General features: G+C 59.4%; 16 protein-coding genes. 13 read left to right on the top strand and 3 right to left on the bottom strand.

The window, feature by feature from the left end:
* The first annotated feature begins 6 nt into the window (after positions 1-6).
* From nuoJ to nuoN, 5 genes are all read left to right on the top strand, one after another.
* Entirely contained in the window at positions 7-561 is a 555-nt protein-coding gene (gene nuoJ, locus O1724_RS15800; protein WP_003861493.1) for an NADH-quinone oxidoreductase subunit J, read from the top strand.
* Positions 558-860, top strand: a complete 303-nt coding sequence (gene nuoK / locus O1724_RS15795) for an NADH-quinone oxidoreductase subunit NuoK (RefSeq protein WP_003861496.1) — start codon at positions 558-560, stop codon at positions 858-860. The genes nuoJ and nuoK overlap by 4 nt, the downstream gene beginning before the upstream one ends.
* The gene (nuoL, locus tag O1724_RS15790) at positions 857-2,698 is read left to right on the top strand and encodes an NADH-quinone oxidoreductase subunit L (RefSeq protein WP_047653847.1); all 1,842 of its coding nucleotides are present in this window, start codon (positions 857-859) and stop codon (positions 2,696-2,698) included. Before nuoK ends, nuoL begins: the two co-directional genes overlap by 4 nt.
* Before the next feature lie 76 nt (positions 2,699-2,774).
* On the top strand, positions 2,775-4,304 hold the full coding sequence (gene nuoM / locus O1724_RS15785) for an NADH-quinone oxidoreductase subunit M (RefSeq protein ID WP_126296734.1): 1,530 nt from the start codon (positions 2,775-2,777) through the stop codon (positions 4,302-4,304).
* Positions 4,305-4,310: 6 nt separating this feature from the next.
* A complete protein-coding gene (gene nuoN, locus O1724_RS15780; protein WP_003861500.1) occupies positions 4,311-5,768 on the top strand; it encodes an NADH-quinone oxidoreductase subunit NuoN in 1,458 nt (485 codons plus the stop codon).
* Positions 5,769-5,931: 163 nt separating this feature from the next.
* Here the strand turns inward: nuoN and O1724_RS15775 are convergent, their stop codons facing one another.
* Both O1724_RS15775 and rbn read right to left on the bottom strand, forming a co-directional pair.
* Positions 5,932-6,936 carry a chemotaxis protein gene (locus O1724_RS15775; RefSeq protein ID WP_003859465.1) on the bottom strand — a complete coding sequence of 335 codons (1,005 nt, stop codon included), beginning with the start codon at positions 6,934-6,936 and terminating at the stop codon, positions 5,932-5,934.
* 64 nt (positions 6,937-7,000) lie between these two features.
* Entirely contained in the window at positions 7,001-7,918 is a 918-nt protein-coding gene (rbn, locus tag O1724_RS15770) for a ribonuclease BN (protein WP_003859463.1), read from the bottom strand.
* A gap of 71 nt (positions 7,919-7,989) precedes the next feature.
* Here rbn and O1724_RS15765 point away from each other — a divergent pair, with 71 nt between their 5' ends.
* The 8 genes from O1724_RS15765 (at position 7,990) to menE (ending at position 15,901) form a co-directional block, all read left to right on the top strand.
* Positions 7,990-8,451, top strand: a complete 462-nt coding sequence (locus O1724_RS15765; protein WP_126296733.1) for a GNAT family N-acetyltransferase — start codon at positions 7,990-7,992, stop codon at positions 8,449-8,451.
* 53 nt (positions 8,452-8,504) lie between these two features.
* On the top strand, positions 8,505-8,810 hold the full coding sequence (gene elaB, locus O1724_RS15760; protein WP_017693006.1) for a stress response protein ElaB: 306 nt from the start codon (positions 8,505-8,507) through the stop codon (positions 8,808-8,810).
* 86 nt (positions 8,811-8,896) lie between these two features.
* Entirely contained in the window at positions 8,897-10,192 is a 1,296-nt protein-coding gene (menF, locus tag O1724_RS15755; protein WP_126296732.1) for an isochorismate synthase MenF, read from the top strand.
* 88 nt (positions 10,193-10,280) lie between these two features.
* A complete protein-coding gene (menD, locus tag O1724_RS15750) occupies positions 10,281-11,951 on the top strand; it encodes a 2-succinyl-5-enolpyruvyl-6-hydroxy-3-cyclohexene-1-carboxylic-acid synthase (RefSeq protein WP_126296731.1) in 1,671 nt (556 codons plus the stop codon).
* Positions 11,948-12,724, top strand: coding sequence for a 2-succinyl-6-hydroxy-2,4-cyclohexadiene-1-carboxylate synthase (menH, locus tag O1724_RS15745; RefSeq protein ID WP_126296730.1), 777 nt, complete (start codon positions 11,948-11,950; stop codon positions 12,722-12,724). The genes menD and menH overlap by 4 nt, the downstream gene beginning before the upstream one ends.
* The gene (menB, locus tag O1724_RS15740) at positions 12,721-13,578 is read left to right on the top strand and encodes a 1,4-dihydroxy-2-naphthoyl-CoA synthase (protein WP_023314580.1); all 858 of its coding nucleotides are present in this window, start codon (positions 12,721-12,723) and stop codon (positions 13,576-13,578) included. The genes menH and menB overlap by 4 nt, the downstream gene beginning before the upstream one ends.
* Positions 13,578-14,543: an o-succinylbenzoate synthase gene (menC, locus tag O1724_RS15735; protein ID WP_126296729.1), complete on the top strand. Its 966-nt coding sequence runs from the start codon at positions 13,578-13,580 to the stop codon at positions 14,541-14,543. Before menB ends, menC begins: the two co-directional genes overlap by 1 nt.
* Positions 14,540-15,901 carry an o-succinylbenzoate--CoA ligase gene (gene menE / locus O1724_RS15730; protein WP_126296728.1) on the top strand — a complete coding sequence of 454 codons (1,362 nt, stop codon included), beginning with the start codon at positions 14,540-14,542 and terminating at the stop codon, positions 15,899-15,901. Before menC ends, menE begins: the two co-directional genes overlap by 4 nt.
* Here menE and O1724_RS15725 read toward each other — a convergent pair whose 3' ends face one another.
* Positions 15,902-17,416 (bottom strand): tripartite tricarboxylate transporter permease, encoded by a 1,515-nt coding sequence (locus tag O1724_RS15725; RefSeq protein ID WP_003859445.1) that lies wholly within the window; start codon positions 17,414-17,416, stop codon positions 15,902-15,904.
* Positions 17,417-17,418: the final 2 nt, after the last annotated feature.

Below are 17,418 nucleotides of genomic sequence, written 5' to 3'. Positions count from 1 at the left end.
AGGGCAATGGAATTCGCTTTTTATATCTGTGGCCTTATCGCCATCCTGGCTACGCTGCGAGTGATCACGCACACCAATCCGGTGCATGCGCTGCTGTATTTAATCATCTCGCTGCTGGCTATTTCCGGGGTGTTCTTTGCGCTGGGCGCGCACTTCGCCGGTGCGCTGGAAATCATCGTCTACGCCGGGGCCATCATGGTGCTGTTCGTGTTCGTGGTGATGATGCTCAACCTGGGCGGCTCTGAAATTGAGCAGGAACGTCAGTGGTTAAAACCGCAGGTGTGGATTGGCCCGGCGATTCTTTCGGCCATCATGCTGGCGGTGATTGTTTACGCCATTCTGGGCGTCAACGACCAGGGTATCGACGGGACGCCAATCAGCGCGAAAGCCGTGGGTATCACCCTGTTTGGTCCGTACGTTCTGGCGGTTGAGCTGGCCTCGATGCTGCTGCTGGCGGGTCTGGTTGTGGCCTTCCACGTTGGCCGCGAAGAGCGTGTCGGCGAGGTGCTGAGCAACCGCACTGACGACCGCGCGAAAAGAAAAACGGAGGAACGCGCATGATCCCCTTAACACATGGACTGATCCTCGCTGCGATTTTATTCGTTCTGGGCTTAACCGGTCTGGTTATCCGCCGCAATCTGCTGTTTATGCTGATCGGTCTGGAAATCATGATCAACGCTTCCGCGCTGGCCTTTGTGGTCGCCGGCAGCTACTGGGGCCAGACCGATGGTCAGGTGATGTACATTCTCGCCATCAGCCTCGCGGCTGCTGAAGCGAGTATTGGCCTGGCGCTGTTGCTACAGCTCCATCGTCGCCGCCAGAACCTGAACATCGATTCAGTAAGTGAGTTGCGTGGATGAACATGCTTGCCTTAACCATTATTTTTCCGCTGATTGGCTTCGTGCTGCTGGCGTTTTCTCGCGGCCGCTGGTCTGAGAATCTGTCTGCCACCGTGGGCATTGGCTCTATCGGCCTGGCTGCGCTGGTCACAGCGTATGCGGGTATCGACTTCTTTAACAATGGACGTCAGGCCTACAGCGTACCGCTGTGGAACTGGATGTCGGTCGGTAACTTCAACATCGGTTTCAACCTGGTGCTGGATGGTCTGTCTCTGACCATGCTCTCCGTGGTCACCGGCGTCGGCTTCCTGATCCACATGTTCGCCTCCTGGTACATGCGCGGTGAAGAGGGATACTCCCGCTTCTTCGCCTACACCAACCTGTTTATCGCCAGCATGGTGGTTCTGGTGCTGGCCGATAACCTGCTGCTGATGTATCTGGGCTGGGAAGGCGTGGGTCTGTGCTCTTACCTGCTGATCGGTTTCTACTACACCGATCCGAAGAATGGCGCAGCGGCCATGAAAGCGTTCGTCGTGACCCGCGTGGGTGACGTCTTCCTCGCTTTCGCGCTGTTCATTCTCTACAACGAACTGGGCACGCTGAACTTCCGCGAAATGGTGGAACTGGCGCCGGCGCACTTCGAAGCAGGCAACAACATGCTGTGGTGGGCAACGCTGATGCTGCTGGGTGGCGCCGTGGGTAAATCCGCGCAGCTGCCGTTGCAGACATGGCTGGCCGACGCGATGGCGGGTCCAACCCCTGTCTCCGCGCTGATCCACGCCGCGACCATGGTTACCGCCGGTGTCTACCTGATTGCGCGTACCCATGGCCTGTTCCTGATGACCCCGGAAATTCTGTATCTGGTGGGTATTGTCGGTGCGGTTACGCTGGTGCTGGCAGGCTTTGCCGCGCTGGTGCAGACCGACATCAAACGCGTTCTCGCGTACTCCACCATGAGCCAGATTGGTTACATGTTCCTGGCGCTGGGCGTTCAGGCGTGGGACGCAGCCATTTTCCACCTGATGACGCACGCGTTCTTTAAAGCGCTGCTGTTCCTCTCATCCGGTTCGGTGATCCTGGCCTGCCACCACGAGCAGAACATCTTCAAAATGGGCGGACTGCGTAAGTCCATCCCGCTGGTCTATGTCTGCTTCCTGGTGGGCGGCGCGGCGCTGGCGGCACTGCCGCTGATTACCGCGGGCTTCTTCAGTAAGGACGAAATCCTTGCGGGCGCCATGGCGAATGGTCATATCAATCTGATGGTTGCGGGTCTGGTCGGTGCGTTCATGACCTCCCTGTACACCTTCCGTATGATTTTCATCGTCTTCCACGGTAAAGAACAAATTCACGCTCACGCAGGGAAGGGGATTACCCACCACCTGCCGCTGATTGTGCTGCTGGTCCTGTCCACCTTCGTTGGCGCGATGATTGTGCCACCGTTGCAGGGTGTACTGCCGGCAACAACCGAGCTTGAGCACGGTCGCGTTCTGACGCTTGAAATCACCTCCGGCGTAGTGGCTATAGCGGGCATCCTGATTGCCGCATGGCTGTGGCTGGGCAAACGCACGCTGGTGACTGCCGTTGCCAACAGCGCGCCGGGCCGTCTGCTGGGCACCTGGTGGTACAACGCGTGGGGCTTCGACTGGCTGTACGACATGATCTTCGTGAAGCCGTTCCTGGGCATTGCGTGGCTGCTGAAGCGCGATCCACTGAACAGCCTGATGAATATCCCGGCGATCCTCTCTCGCTTTGCAGGTAAAGGCCTGCTGTTCAGCGAGAACGGTTATCTGCGCTGGTATGTGGCGTCCATGAGCATCGGTGCGGTTGTCGTACTGGCGCTGCTGATGGTGTTGCGTTGATCGTAAAGTGAATTTTATTCGAATTCGTTGAAAATCAGGCCCCTGCTGGGGGCCTTAAAAAGGAATGTAAATCGCCATGTTACTACCCTGGCTAATATTAATTCCCTTCATCGGCGGCTTCCTGTGCTGGCAGACCGAACGCTTTGGCGTGAAGGTGCCGCGCTGGATCGCGCTGATCACCATGGGATTGACGCTCGCGCTTGGCCTGCAACTGTGGTTGCAGGGTGGCTACTCACTGACCCAGTCTGCGGGCCTTCCGCAGTGGCAGTCTGAGTTTATCCTGCCGTGGATCCCACGTTTCGGTATCACGATCCACCTCGCGATTGACGGTCTGTCGCTGCTGATGGTGGTGCTGACCGGTCTGCTCGGCGTTCTGGCGGTACTTTGCTCCTGGCGAGAAATCGAAAAATACCAGGGCTTCTTCCACCTGAACCTGATGTGGATCCTGGGCGGCGTGATCGGCGTGTTCCTGGCCATCGACATGTTCCTGTTCTTCTTCTTCTGGGAGATGATGCTGGTGCCGATGTACTTCCTGATCGCGCTGTGGGGTCACAAGGCATCCGACGGTAAAACGCGTATCACGGCGGCCACCAAGTTCTTCATCTACACCCAGGCGAGTGGTCTGGTGATGTTGATTGCCATCCTGGCGCTGGTGTTTGTGCATTACAACGCGACCGGTGTCTGGACCTTCAACTACGAAGACCTGCTGAAGACCCCGATGTCCCACGGCGTGGAATACCTGCTGATGCTGGGCTTCTTTATCGCCTTCGCGGTGAAAATGCCGGTGGTTCCGCTGCATGGCTGGCTGCCGGACGCGCACTCTCAGGCACCAACGGCAGGTTCCGTTGACCTGGCGGGTATCTTGCTGAAAACCGCGGCTTACGGTCTGCTGCGTTTCTCCCTGCCGCTGTTCCCTAACGCCTCCGCAGAGTTCGCGCCGATTGCCATGTGGCTGGGCGTGATCGGTATCTTCTACGGTGCATGGATGGCCTTCACGCAGTACGACATCAAACGTCTGATTGCTTACACCTCCGTTTCCCACATGGGCTTCGTGCTGATTGCCATCTACACCGGCAGCCAGCTGGCGTACCAAGGCGCGGTGATCCAGATGATTGCGCACGGCCTGTCCGCTGCCGGTCTCTTCATCCTGTGTGGTCAGCTGTACGAACGTCTGCATACCCGCGACATGCGTATGATGGGCGGTCTGTGGGGCAAAATGAAATGGCTGCCGGCGCTCTCCATGTTCTTCGCGGTGGCGACTCTGGGTATGCCGGGTACCGGTAACTTCGTCGGCGAGTTTATGATCCTGTTCGGCAGCTTCAACGTGGTACCGACGATCACCGTCATCTCCACCTTTGGTCTGGTGTTTGCCTCCGTGTACTCGCTGGCGATGCTGCACCGCGCTTACTTCGGTAAAGCGAAGAGTGAAATTGCTGCACAAGAATTGCCGGGGATGTCGCTGCGAGAGCTGTTCATCATCCTGCTGCTGGTCGTACTGCTGGTGCTGCTGGGCTTCTATCCGCAGCCGATTCTGGATACCTCGCACTCCGCGATGGGTAACATCCAGCAGTGGTTTGTTAATTCTGCTTCTACTACAAGGCCGTAATTCGCCATGACAATAACTCCACAACAACTGATCGCGCTGCTACCGCTGCTGATCGTCGGATTGACGGTGGTGGTTGTGATGCTCTCCATTGCGTGGCGACGCAATCACTTCCTGAATGCGACCCTGTCCGTTCTGGGTCTGAACGCTGCGTTAGTCTCCCTCTGGTTTGTTGGCCAGGCGGGAGCGATGGACGTCACGCCGCTGATGCGCGTTGACGGCTACGCCATGCTCTACACCGGTCTGGTGCTGCTGGCGAGCCTGGCAACCTGTACCTTTGCGTACCCGTGGCTCGAAGGGTACAACGACAACAAAGAAGAGTTTTACCTGCTGGTACTGATTGCTGCACTGGGCGGCATTCTGCTGGCGAACGCGAACCACATGGCCGCGCTGTTCCTTGGTATTGAGTTGATCTCACTGCCGCTGTTCGGCCTGATTGGTTACGCCTTCCGTCAGAAGCGCTCTCTGGAAGCGGCTATCAAGTACACCATTCTGTCTGCTGCCGCGTCGTCGTTCCTGCTGTTCGGTATCGCGCTGCTGTATGCACAGACGGGTAACCTCTCCTTCCTGGCCATCGGTAAGAGCCTCGGCGACGGCATGATGCATGAGCCGCTGCTGCTGGCGGGTCTGGGCATGATGATTGTTGGCCTTGGCTTTAAACTCTCTCTGGTTCCGTTCCACCTGTGGACGCCAGACGTCTACCAGGGTGCGCCTGCACCGGTCTCTACCTTCCTGGCGACGGCGAGTAAAATCGCTATCTTCGGCGTGGTTATGCGTCTGTTCCTGTACGCCCCGGTGGGTGATAGCGAAGCGGTTCGCGTGGTGCTGGGCATTATCGCGTTCGTTTCTATCATCTTCGGTAACCTGATGGCGCTGAGCCAGACCAACATCAAGCGTCTGCTGGGCTACTCCTCTATCTCCCATCTGGGTTACCTGCTGGTGGCGCTCATTGCGCTGCAAAGCGGTGAGATGTCGATGGAAACCGTGGGTGTGTATCTGGCCGGTTACCTGTTCAGCAGCCTCGGCGCGTTCGGCGTGGTGAGCCTGATGTCCAGCCCGTACCGTGGCCCGGATGCAGATTCCCTGTTCTCCTACCGTGGACTGTTCTGGCACCGTCCGATTCTGTCTGCGGTAATGACCGTGATGATGCTCTCTCTGGCGGGTATCCCGATGACGCTGGGCTTTATCGGTAAGTTCTACGTGCTGGCCGTCGGTGTGCAGGCGGGTCTGTGGTGGCTGACGGCGGGTGTCGTTATCGGCTCCGCGATTGGTCTCTACTACTACCTGCGCGTTGCCGTGAGCCTGTACCTGAGCGCGCCTCAGCAGCTCAACCGCGATGCGCCGTCCAACTGGCAGTACAGCGCCGGCGGTATCGTGGTGCTAATCTCCGCGCTGCTGGTGCTGATCTTCGGTATCTATCCGCAGCCGCTGATTGATATCGTGCAGCGAGCGATGCCGCTGATGTAAAAACAAAAAACCCGCCTCGGCGGGTTTTTTATTGTTTTCTCCCTCTCCCCGTGGGAGAGGGCCGGGGTGAGGGCACCAGCCCGCACAGAGTAAAATATGCCCAGGGCGCTACGCTTGCAGGGCCTACGGGTCTTGTAGGTCGGGTAAGCGAAGCGCCACCCGACTAAGCTAACTGCTTCCTGCTTATAAGCGGCCCTTCAATCTTCTTCATCGAGCGGTCCAGCACCTCTTCAATCACCGACGATAGCTCATTTAGCTCAAACTTCGCCACATAGCCGTCCGCCTTCACTTTGCGAATATGATCTTCGTTCGCGTTGCCGGAAAGAGACGAGTGGATCACCACCGGAATATCTTTCAGTACCGGGTCGGTTTTGATTTTGCGCGTCAGCGTAAAGCCGTCCATCTCCGGCATTTCGAGGTCGGTCAATACCAGGGCAATCTTATCGGTAACGGGGACGCCCTCAGCCTGAGCCTGCGCGGCCAGCTGAGTGATTTTCTCCCACGCGTCTTTGCCGGTGATATGCAGCTGGGCCGGGATCTCCATCGCCTGCAATCCCTTCTCCAGCATTGAGCGCGCCACTTTCGAATCTTCTGCAACAATCGCGACAGAGCCAGGCTTGATGTTGAATTTGGTGGTTTCCAGATGGGTGGCGTGCAGATCGTGGTTCGCCGGGGTGATGTCGTACAGGATCTGCTCCACGTCCAGCACCATCGCCAGATCGTTGGTATCCGTCTTCTCGTCCAGGCAGGCAATGCTGGTAATGTAGCGACCGCTGACGGCAGTTTCCGCAGCATGCACCTGCTTCCAGTCCAGACGCATGATGTTTTCCACCGATTCCACAGCAAACGCCTGCACGCTGCGGGCATATTCGGTGATCAGCAGGATGTTCAGCCCGGTGGCTGGCTTGCAGCCGGCGACGGCGGCCAGATCGATCACCGGGATCACCTGGTCGCGAATGTTCACCATCCCCATCAGCGGAGACTTCATTCCCGCCGGTTTGGTGAAGGTCGGCATCGGCACAATTTCGCGCAATTTGAACACGTTGATGCCGAACAGCTCGGATTTATTTTCGTTCAGAGAGGTGCCAAGACGGAACAGCAACAGTTCAAAACGGTTGGACAGGGTCAGGTTCGCCCTGTCATCAATATCTTTCTGGAAATTATCCATTCTACCCTCAAGAGAAATGCTGGCCTTTTAATCGTTATCGGCACGCTGAGGGAAAAATGAAGGACTAAACGCTGACCTGAGCAAAATCTTCCGCCAGCTCGCATGCCGGAAATACTTCCCGACACTCTGCCAGCAGGCTTTCAGCGCCGCGGACGTCATAGCGTGAGCTGACGTGAGTAACAATCAGTTTCCGGACGCCAGCCTCACGCGCCAGCTGCGCCGCCTGACGCGTTGAGCTGTGCCCCCGGCTGTTGGCTTTTTCTTCCATCGCCGCTTCCAGCGTCGCCTCATGCACCATCACATCCACACCCCCGGCAAGCCTGAGCGCCGAAGGGCAGGGGGCGGTATCCCCAAAAATAGCCAGTTTTTTGCCTGGCTGCGGCGGCGCGAGGTAATCCTGACCGTTGATGACGCGCCCGTCTTCCAGCGTGACGGTCTCGCCGTGCTTCAGACGCTGGAACAGCGGGCCAGGTTTCACTCCATCGGCCTGCAACGCGGCGGCATTCAGCGCCCCGGGCTTGTCATGCTCCTCAACGCGATAGCCGTAACATTCCACCGGATGGTTAAGCGGGTAAGCGCGCACCTGATAATCTCCGTCGTCGAACACCAGACCTTCGCCGATCTCCACCACCTCCAGCGGATAATCGGTCCACGAGCCGCTCAGGCGCAGCGTGGTTTCAACAAATTCCTGAATACCCGCAGGGCCATAAATGGTCAGCGGGTTAGCGTTACCGGCCATCGAACGGCTACACAGCAGGCCCGGCAGGCCAAACAGATGGTCGCCGTGTAGATGGGTGATAAATATTTTATCCACTTTCCCCGGGTGGTATGAGGTATGCAGCAGCTGATGCTGCGTACCCTCGCCGCAGTCAAACAGCCACAGCCCACCGCGGGTAGGATGCTTAAGATCCAGCAGAATCGCCGTCACGTTTCGTGAGCGGGTTGGCACCCCGGCGGACGTACCCAGAAAAATCAGTTCCATAACGCAATCAGCCCTTTGCCGAATGGGAAGGGGTTTAGTATAACGTGATGAACCCCAGGAAGGAGAAACACATGATCCAGTGGCAAGATCTACACCACAGCGAACTGACCGTGCAGTCACTCTACGCCCTGCTCAAGCTGCGCTGTGAAGTCTTCGTGGTTGAACAAACCTGCCCGTATCAGGATATCGACGGCGATGACTTAATCGGCGAGAACCGGCACATCCTCGGCTGGCGCGATAACGAGCTGGTGGCGTATGCGAGGATTCTGAAAAGCGAACAGGATTTTGACCCTGTCGTCATTGGCCGTGTCATTATCAGCGGCCGCGCGCGCGGTGAAAAGCTGGGCTATCAGCTGATGGAAAAAACGCTGGACGCATGCCAGAAACAGTGGCCGGACAAGGCGTTATACCTGGGCGCGCAGGCGCATTTGCAATCATTCTATGGCCATTTTGGTTTTACCCCGGTCACGGACATTTACGACGAAGACGGCATCCCACACATCGGCATGGCACGCGAAGCGAAACAGGCGTAATAGCAATACGTTGTCTATAGTTACCGGACTGGTGTACTAACATGGAGAAAAATATGTCATTTCAATCCTGGGATACCCGAGTCGACGACGACCTGACGCTGCTAAGCGAAACGCTGGAAGAAGTGCTGCGCTCTTCAGGCGATCCTGCCGATCAGAAGTACATTGAGCTCAAAGCCCGCGCCGAGCAGGCGCTGCATGACGTGAAAAACCGCGTCAGTAACGCCTCCGACAATTATTACTACCGCGCCAAACAGGCGGTTTATCGTGCCGACGATTATGTGCATGAAAAACCGTGGCAGGGCATTGGGGTCGGTGCGGCCGTAGGGCTGGTGCTGGGTCTGCTGTTAGCCCGTCGTTAAGCCGGTAAACCACTCCCTACACGTGGGTACTGCTATTTATCGTCAGTACCCCGTATAATATAAGGCTTTAACAGGGAGAGGTTCGCGTGCACTCGATTTTCCTCGCGCTGCAAAGCCTGCGCACTCAGCTTGCGCAAGCGTTACCCGCTACACCCGGTTTACGCCATTTCGATGTCTCTTTCCCGTTAAACGACGCCTTCGATCCGCTGGCCTGGCTGGGTGTGCAGCGATGCTATCCTCAGTTTTACTGGCAACAGCGCAGCGGCGATGAAGAACTTGCCGCGCTCGGAAGCCTCGCCCAGTTTGATTCTCTGGCTTCGGCCTCGCGGTTTTTGCATGCCCATGACGTAGCCAATGACACCCGTATCTGCGGCCTGAACGCCTTCAACCCGGCGCAGGGCAAGCTGTTTTTACCGCGCCTTCTCTGGCGACGGTCTGGCGGGGTCGCCACGCTGCGTCTGCAACTGTGGAGCGAAACGTCGCTGCGGGAAGATGCCCGTGAGGCGCTGAATTTTGTCGATAACCTGCGCGACGCCGCGCCGATCCGCCCGTTGTCCGTGCAGATTGTCCAGGAAACCCATCATCCGGAAAAACCGGACTGGCTGGCGTTGATTCGTCAGGCGACGGATACCCTTGCTCGCGGCGATTTTGAGAAAGTGGTGCTCGCACGTGCTACAGACGTTCAGTGCCAGCAGCCCGTGAACGCCATCGCGCTGATGGCTGCCAGCCGCGCCCTAAACCTCAACTGCTATCATTTTTGTATGGTCTTTGACGCCAGCAATGCCTTCCTCGGCTCGACGCCCGAGCGCCTGTGGCGGCGACGCGGCACGCTGCTGCGCACTGAAGCGCTGGCAGGCACCGTCGCCAGCCATTCTGACGATAAGCAGGCCCAGCGTCTGGGCGACTGGCTGATGAACGACGATAAAAATCAGCGGGAAAATATGCTGGTGGTGGAAGATATCTGCCAGCGTCTTCAGCACCATACCCGGACGCTGGAGATCCTGCCTGCGCAGGTGCTGCGTCTGCGCAAGGTGCAGCATTTACGCCGCTGTATCTGGACCGAACTTAAACAGCCTGACGACGAACAGTGTCTGCATATTTTGCAACCGACGGCGGCGGTGGCCGGGCTGCCGCGACAGGCGGCCCGAGAATTTATTGCGAAAGTAGAGCCGTTTGACCGGGAGTGGTACGCCGGTTCGGCGGGCTATTTATCGCGCGATCAGAGCGAATTCTGTGTGGCATTACGCTCCGCCCGCGTTCACAACGCTGCGCTACGTCTTTATGCGGGGGCGGGCATCGTCAGCGGCTCCGATCCTGAGCAGGAGTGGCAGGAGATCGAAAACAAGGCCGCCGGGCTGCGTTCCCTTCTCCTAAGGGATTAATACTGATTCGTGCAATCCCGATTCATATCAAAATTCTGACTTTTTCTATTATTTATACTGTGTCGCATTCTTGATACTGGACAATCTCATGTCAGTAAGTTCTTTTAACCGACGCTGGGCGGCGGTGATCCTTGAAGCCCTGACCCGTCATGGTGTCAGGCATGTGTGTATTGCCCCGGGCTCTCGCTCCACGCCGCTCACCCTTGCTGCCGCGGAAAACCGGGCTTTTATTCACCACACCCATTTTGATGAGCGTGGTCTGGGCCATCTGGCGCTCGGGCTGGCGAAAGTCAGTAAAGCGCCCGTGGCGGTGATCGTCACCTCCGGCACGGCGGTGGCGAACCTCTATCCGGCGCTGATAGAAGCGGGATTAACCGGCGAAAAGCTGATTTTACTCACCGCCGACCGTCCCCCGGAACTTATCGACTGCGGCGCTAACCAGGCGATTCGTCAGCCTGGCATTTTTGCCTCGCATCCTTCACAGACGGTCTCGTTGCCGCGCCCCACCCAGGACATTCCCGCCAGCTGGCTGGTCTCAACCCTCGACCACGCCATGAACGCACTGCGCAGCGGCGGGCTACACATTAACTGCCCGTTTGCCGAGCCGCTGTACGGTGAAATGAACGATACTGGCCTCGTCTGGCAACAGCAGCTGGGAGACTGGTGGGAGAGCGAAAAACCCTGGCTGCGCGAGCAGACGCATCTGGAAAGCGCTAAACAGCGCGACTGGTTCTTCTGGCGTCAGAAGCGCGGCGTGGTGATAGCCGGGCGGATGAGTGCGGCGGAAGGTAAGCTTGCGGCGGAGTGGGCACAAACGCTTGGCTGGCCGCTGATTGGTGACGTGCTTTCCCAGACGGGCCAGCCGCTGCCCTGCGCCGACCTCTGGCTGGGGAACGCGAAAGCGGTCACCGAGCTGGCGCAGGCGCAGATTGTCGTCCAGCTGGGATCGAGCCTGACGGGGAAGCGTCTGCTCCAGTGGCAGGCCACCTGTACGCCTGAAGAGTACTGGCTGGTGGACCCGCTCGAAGGACGCCTTGACCCGGCACACCATCGTGGCCGCCGCCTGGTGAGCGATATTAACAGCTGGCTGGAATTGCATCCGGCGGAAAAACGCAAACCCTGGGCGGTGGAGATCCCGGCGCTGTCACGTCAGGCGTGGGAACTCACCAAAGCGCAGTGCGAGGCGTTCAGTGAAGCCGGGCTGGCGCACCGTATCCGCAAATATCTTCCCGAGCAGGGACAACTTTTTGTCGGTAACAGCCTGGTGGTGCGCCTGATTGACGCCTTTTCGCAGCTGCCGGCGGGTTATCCGGTGTACAGCAACCGGGGCGCGAGCGGCATTGACGGCCTGATCTCCACCGCCGCTGGCGTACAGAGGGCCAGCGCGAAATCCACGCTGGCGATTGTGGGGGATCTCTCAGCCCTCTACGATCTCAACGCGCTGGCGCTCCTGCGTCAGGCGTCGGCCCCGTTCGTGCTGATTGTTGTGAACAATAACGGCGGGCAGATTTTCTCGTTGCTGCCGACGCCGCAAAGCGAGCGTGAGCGCTTCTATCTGATGCCGCAAAACGTGCAGTTCGAACACGCCGCCGCCATGTTCAGCCTTAAATACCATTGCCCGGAAAACTGGGACGCGCTGGAGACGGCGCTGAACACCGCCTGGCGGCAGCCTGGCGTGACGCTCATTGAACTGGTGGTAAACGATGCTGACGGCGCGCAGAAGCTGCAACATCTGTTGGCGCAGGTGAGTCACCTGTGATCCTCGCAGGCGTCACCCAGCCAGGAAATCCAGGCTACCCCTGGCTGGTTTTCCTGCACGGTTTTTCCGGCGACTGTCGCGAGTGGCAGGCTGTAGGGGCGTCGCTGCATGACTACCCCCGGCTCTACCTTGACCTGCCCGGGCACGGTGGTTCAGCGGATACGGACGTGACGGGGTTTGCAGAGGTGAGCGATTTGCTCACGCACACCCTTTTTAGTTACAACATACTAAAGTACTGGCTGATAGGGTACTCCCTCGGCGGCCGCATTGCGATGTTCCATGCCTGCCAGCATCCAGCGGGGTTAGACGGGGTTATTGTGGAAGGTGGACACCCGGGCCTGCAAGACCCCGATGCGCGCCAGGCGCGGCTGACCTCTGACCGCCGCTGGGCATCACGTTTACGCAGTGAGCCGCTGGAGGCCGTCTTTGCCGACTGGTATCAACAGCCGGTCTTTGCCTCCCTTACTGATGAACAGCGCAAGGCGCTGATCGCGCTGCGCAGCCGGAACAACGGCCCGAGGCTGGCAGAGATGCTGGAGGCCACCTCGCTTGCCGTTCAGCCTGATTTACGTCCCGCGCTCATCGCGCGTGATTTTTCTTTTGACTATCTCTATGGCGAACGTGACGGGAAGTTTGCAGCTATCGCCGCTGAACTTAACGCCACGCGTCATGCTATCCCTCACGCCGGACACAACGCCCACCGGGACAACCCGGAAGCGGTTGCCGCGAGTCTGGCTCAGATACTGCGTTATCGAACAAAGGACACGCTATGATCTATCCTGATGAACACATGCTTTACGCGCCGGTTGAATGGCAGGACTGCTCCGAAGGCTACACCGACATTCGTTACCACAAATCCGCCGATGGTATCGCCAAAATCACCATCAACCGTCCACAGGTGCGCAACGCGTTTCGTCCGTTGACCGTAAAAGAAATGATCCAGGCGCTGGCGGATGCCCGCTATGACGACACTGTCGGCGTTATCATCCTCACCGGGGAAGGGGAGAAAGCCTTCTGCTCCGGCGGCGATCAGAAAGTCCGCGGTGACTACGGCGGATACCAGGATGATGCGGGCACGCACCACCTGAACGTGCTGGATTTCCAGCGCCAGATCCGCACCTGTCCAAAACCGGTGGTCGCGATGGTGGCAGGGTATTCCATCGGCGGCGGTCACGTGCTGCACATGATGTGTGACCTGACGATCGCGGCGGAAAATGCCATTTTCGGTCAGACTGGCCCGAAAGTCGGCTCTTTCGACGGCGGCTGGGGCGCGTCCTATATGGCGCGCATTGTCGGCCAGAAAAAAGCCCGCGAAATCTGGTTCCTGTGCCGCCAGTACAACGCGCAGGAAGCGCTGGATATGGGGCTGGTCAACACCGTGGTGCCGATCGCCGATCTGGAAAAAGAGACCGTGCGCTGGTGTCGCGAAATGCTGCAAAACAGCCCAATGGCGCTGCGCTGCCTGAAAGCGGCCCTCAACGCCGACTGTGACGGTCAGGCGGGCCTTCAGGAGCTGGCAGGTAACGCCACCATGCTGTTCTATATGACCGAAGAGGGTCAGGAAGGGCGCAACGCGTTCAACGAAAAACGCCAGCCAGACTTCAGCAAATACAAACGGAACCCGTAATGCGTCGCGCGCAGGTTTACCGCTGGCAGATACCGATGGACGCGGGCGTGGTGCTGCGTGAACGGCGGTTAAAAACCCGTGACGGCTTTTTCATGCATCTCCGGCAGGGCGAGCGGGAAGGGTGGGGCGAAATCGCCCCGCTTCCAGGCTTTAGCCTGGAAACGCTCGACGAGGCGCAGGCCGCGCTGATGGCCTGGACGCACGCCTGGCGCGAGGGAGAAGATCCGGCGCTGCCGGACGTTCCTTCCGTCGCGTTCGGCATCAGCTGCGCGCTGGCAGAGCTGGACGGCAGTTTGCCGGAGACGGCGAACTATCGCGCCGCGCCGCTCTGTACTGGCGATCCGGATGAACTTTTCGCGCTCCTTTCCGCGATGCCTGGCGAGAAGGTGGCGAAAATAAAGGTCGGCCTGTACGAAGCGGTGCGCGACGGGATGGTGGTTAATCTGTTACTGGAAGCCATTCCCGATCTGCACCTGCGCCTGGACGCCAACCGCGCCTGGACACCGCTCAGGGCGCAGCAGTTTGCGAAGTACGTCAACCCGGCGTACCGCAGCCGCATCGCGTTTCTCGAAGAGCCGTGCAAAACGCGCGACGACTCTCGCGCCTTCGCCCGGGAAACCGGCATCGCCATCGCCTGGGATGAGAGCCTGCGCGAAGCCGATTTCGCGTTTGCCGCCGAGCCGGGCGTCAGGGCCGTGGTGATTAAGCCAACGCTGACCGGCAGCCTCGACAAGGTGCGCGAGCAGGTTGCGGCGGCCCATGCCGCAGGGCTGACGGCGGTGATCAGTTCATCCATCGAGTCCAGCCTCGGCCTGACGCAGCTGTCGCGCATCGCTGCATGGTTAACGCCGGACACCGTTCCCGGTCTCGATACGCTAAACCTGATGCAGGCCCAGCTGATTCGCCAGTGGCCTGGCAGCACCTTGCCGTGCCTCGACGTCGGGGCGCTGGAGCCATTGCGATGAGTTTTACCGACTGGCCGTGGCGGCACTGGCGCACCCGGCGTGCCGATAAACCCGCGCTGCGTTTAGACGATGTAACGCTCAGTTGGACTCAGCTGGGCAAGCGTATCGATCGTCTGGCAGCCGGTTTTCAGTCTCAGGGCGTTGCTGACGGTGACGGCGTCATGCTGCTCGCCCACAACCACCCGCAGACCCTGCTGGCCTGGCTGGCGCTGCTTCAGTGCGGCGCCCGCATTTTGCCGGTGAACCCTCAGCTTCCCCGTCCGCTGCTGGACGTCCTCCTGCCGCAGATGACCCTGCGTTTTGCGCTGGTGCTTAACGGTGAGTATGACGGTCTGCCCGCGCTGGTATTAAGAGAGGGCGAGGGGCAGGGGGGCGTGACGTGGCGGGCAGAACGACTGGCCTCAATGACGCTCACCTCCGGCTCCACCGGTTTGCCAAAAGCGGCGGTGCACACCTGTGCCGCCCACCTTGCCAGCGCAAAAGGGGTGCTGGCGCTGATGCCTTACGGCGAAAGCGACGACTGGCTGCTCTCTCTGCCGCTGTTTCACGTCTCCGGTCAGGGGATTTTGTGGCGCTGGTTACAGGGCGGAGGCCGTCTCACCGTACGCGAAAAACAGCCGCTTGAGCAGGCGCTACAGGGCTGTACCCACGCCTCGCTGGTGCCAACGCAGCTGTGGCGACTGCTTAATTCACACCATCCCGTCGCGCTGAAAGCCGTGCTGCTCGGCGGGGCGGAAATCCCCGTTGCGCTGACCGAACAGGCGCGCGAGCAGGGGATCCGTACATTCTGCGGCTACGGTCTGACCGAGTTCGCCTCCACCGTCTGCGCCAAAGAGGCCGACGGCGCGCCGGACGTGGGCAGCGCGCTGCCGGGCAGAGACGTTCAGGTGGTAAACGGTGAAGTCTGGATCCGGGCGGAAAGCATGGCGGCGGGCTACTGGCGAGACGGCGCATTATTGCCGCTGGTCAATGCGCAGGGCTGGTTCGCCACCCGGGATCGCGGCGAGTGGCATGACGGGCGCCTGACCATTCTGGGCCGAATGGACAATCTCTTTTTCAGCGGCGGAGAAGGGATCCAGCCGGAAGCGCTGGAGCGCGTTATCGCCACGCATCCGCAGGTAAGCCAGGCGTTTGTCGTTCCGCTGGATGATGCCGAGTACGGGCAACGCCCGGTGGCGGTGGTGGAATGCCAGCCGGGCACGGATATCACGCTGCTGCCGGAGTGGGTTCAGGGCAGGCTGGCGCGCTTTGAGCAGCCGGTACACTGGCTGGCGCTGCCGTCAGAACTGAAAAATGGCGGGATTAAAATCTCCCGCCAGGCGTTAAAGCAGTGGGTCAATGCCCTGTTGAGGGGCTAATCAGCCGATATCCGGCTGCGGTTTGTGCTGGCGTCGGCGGATCCAGCGCAGCACCGGCGGCACGACAATCACCATAATCGCCATTGCCAGCAGGATCTTCGTCACGCTGCTCTCCCACAGGATCCCCATGTTGCCGTTGCTGATGGAGAGGGCGCGGCGCAGGTTCTGCTCCAGCATTTCCCCCAGCACAAACCCTAAAATCAGCGGCGACATCGGGAAGTGCATCTTGCGCAGAATGTAGCCCAGCACGCCGAGCAGCACCATCAACACCAGGTCGAAGGTGGTGCTGTGCACTGCGTACACCCCAACCGCAGAGACGGCGGCGATGGCCGGGACCAGGAACCACAGGGGAATGGTCAGCATGCGGGTGAACAGGCCGATCAGCGGGATGTTCATTACCAGCAGCATCACGTTGGCGATCAGCAGGGCGGCAATCAAACCCCAGACGATATCGGGCTGCTCGGTAAACATCGCCGGACCCGGGGTGATGTTATAGAGCGTCAGCGCGCCCATCATTACCGCCGTGGTGCCGGAGCCCGGCACGCCGAGGGTCAGCATCGGGATAAACGAGCCGCAGGCCGAGGCGTTATTCGCCGCCTCCGGCGCCGCCACGCCGCGGATATCGCCTTTGCCGAAGCTGTCGCTGTTACCGCTCAGCTTTTTCTCGGTCATGTAGGTGATGGCGCTGGCGATAGTCGCCCCCGCGCCGGGCAGAATGCCGACGAAGAAACCGATCACCGACGAACGCAGGGTGGCACCCACACACTGCGCCCCCTCTTTGGCATTAAAGAGCATACGTCCGGTTTTACGCACCAGCGTCTGCCCGCTGCTGGTATGTTCCAGCATCAGTAAGATTTCTGAGACAGAGAACAGACCAATCACCACGACGATAAACTGCACGCCGTCGGAGAGATGAACGCTGTCGAAGGTAAAACGATAAACCCCGGTGTTGGCATCCACGCCGACGGTGGCCAGACTGAGGCCAATCAACGCAGACAAAAACGACTTCAGCGGATTCTGCGCCATCATGCTGCCGAGACAGGCGATGGCGAACACCATCAGGGCAAAATACTCGGCCGGACCAAACGCCAGCGACCACTGGGCCAGCGCCGGGGCGAAGAGGATGATGCCGCCAATGGCGATCAGGGAGCCAAAGAACGAGCTGACGGCGGAAATAGAGAGCGCCACGCCGCCGCGTCCCTGCTGCGCCATTGGATAGCCATCCAGCGCGGTCATAATGGCGGCGGCATCGCCGGGCACGTTAAGCAGAATCGAGGAAATACGCCCCCCGTATTCGCAGCCGATATAAACCGTCGCCAGCAGGATCAGCGCCGATTCCGCAGGCAGGTGCAGCGCAAAGGCCAGCGGCAGTAAAATCGCCACGCCGTTGATAGGTCCAAGGCCCGGCAGCAGGCCGACGATGGTCCCGACGAAACAGCCGATCAGGGCGATCACCAGGTTTTCCGGGGTCATCGCTACCGCGAACCCCTGAGAGAGATAGATCCAGGTATCCATAG

The sequence above is a fragment of the Enterobacter cloacae complex sp. HYC074_NIDB genome (assembly GCF_056673345.1).
Note: the sequence above shows the minus strand (reverse complement) of the source record. Positions and strands in the feature narration are given on the sequence as shown.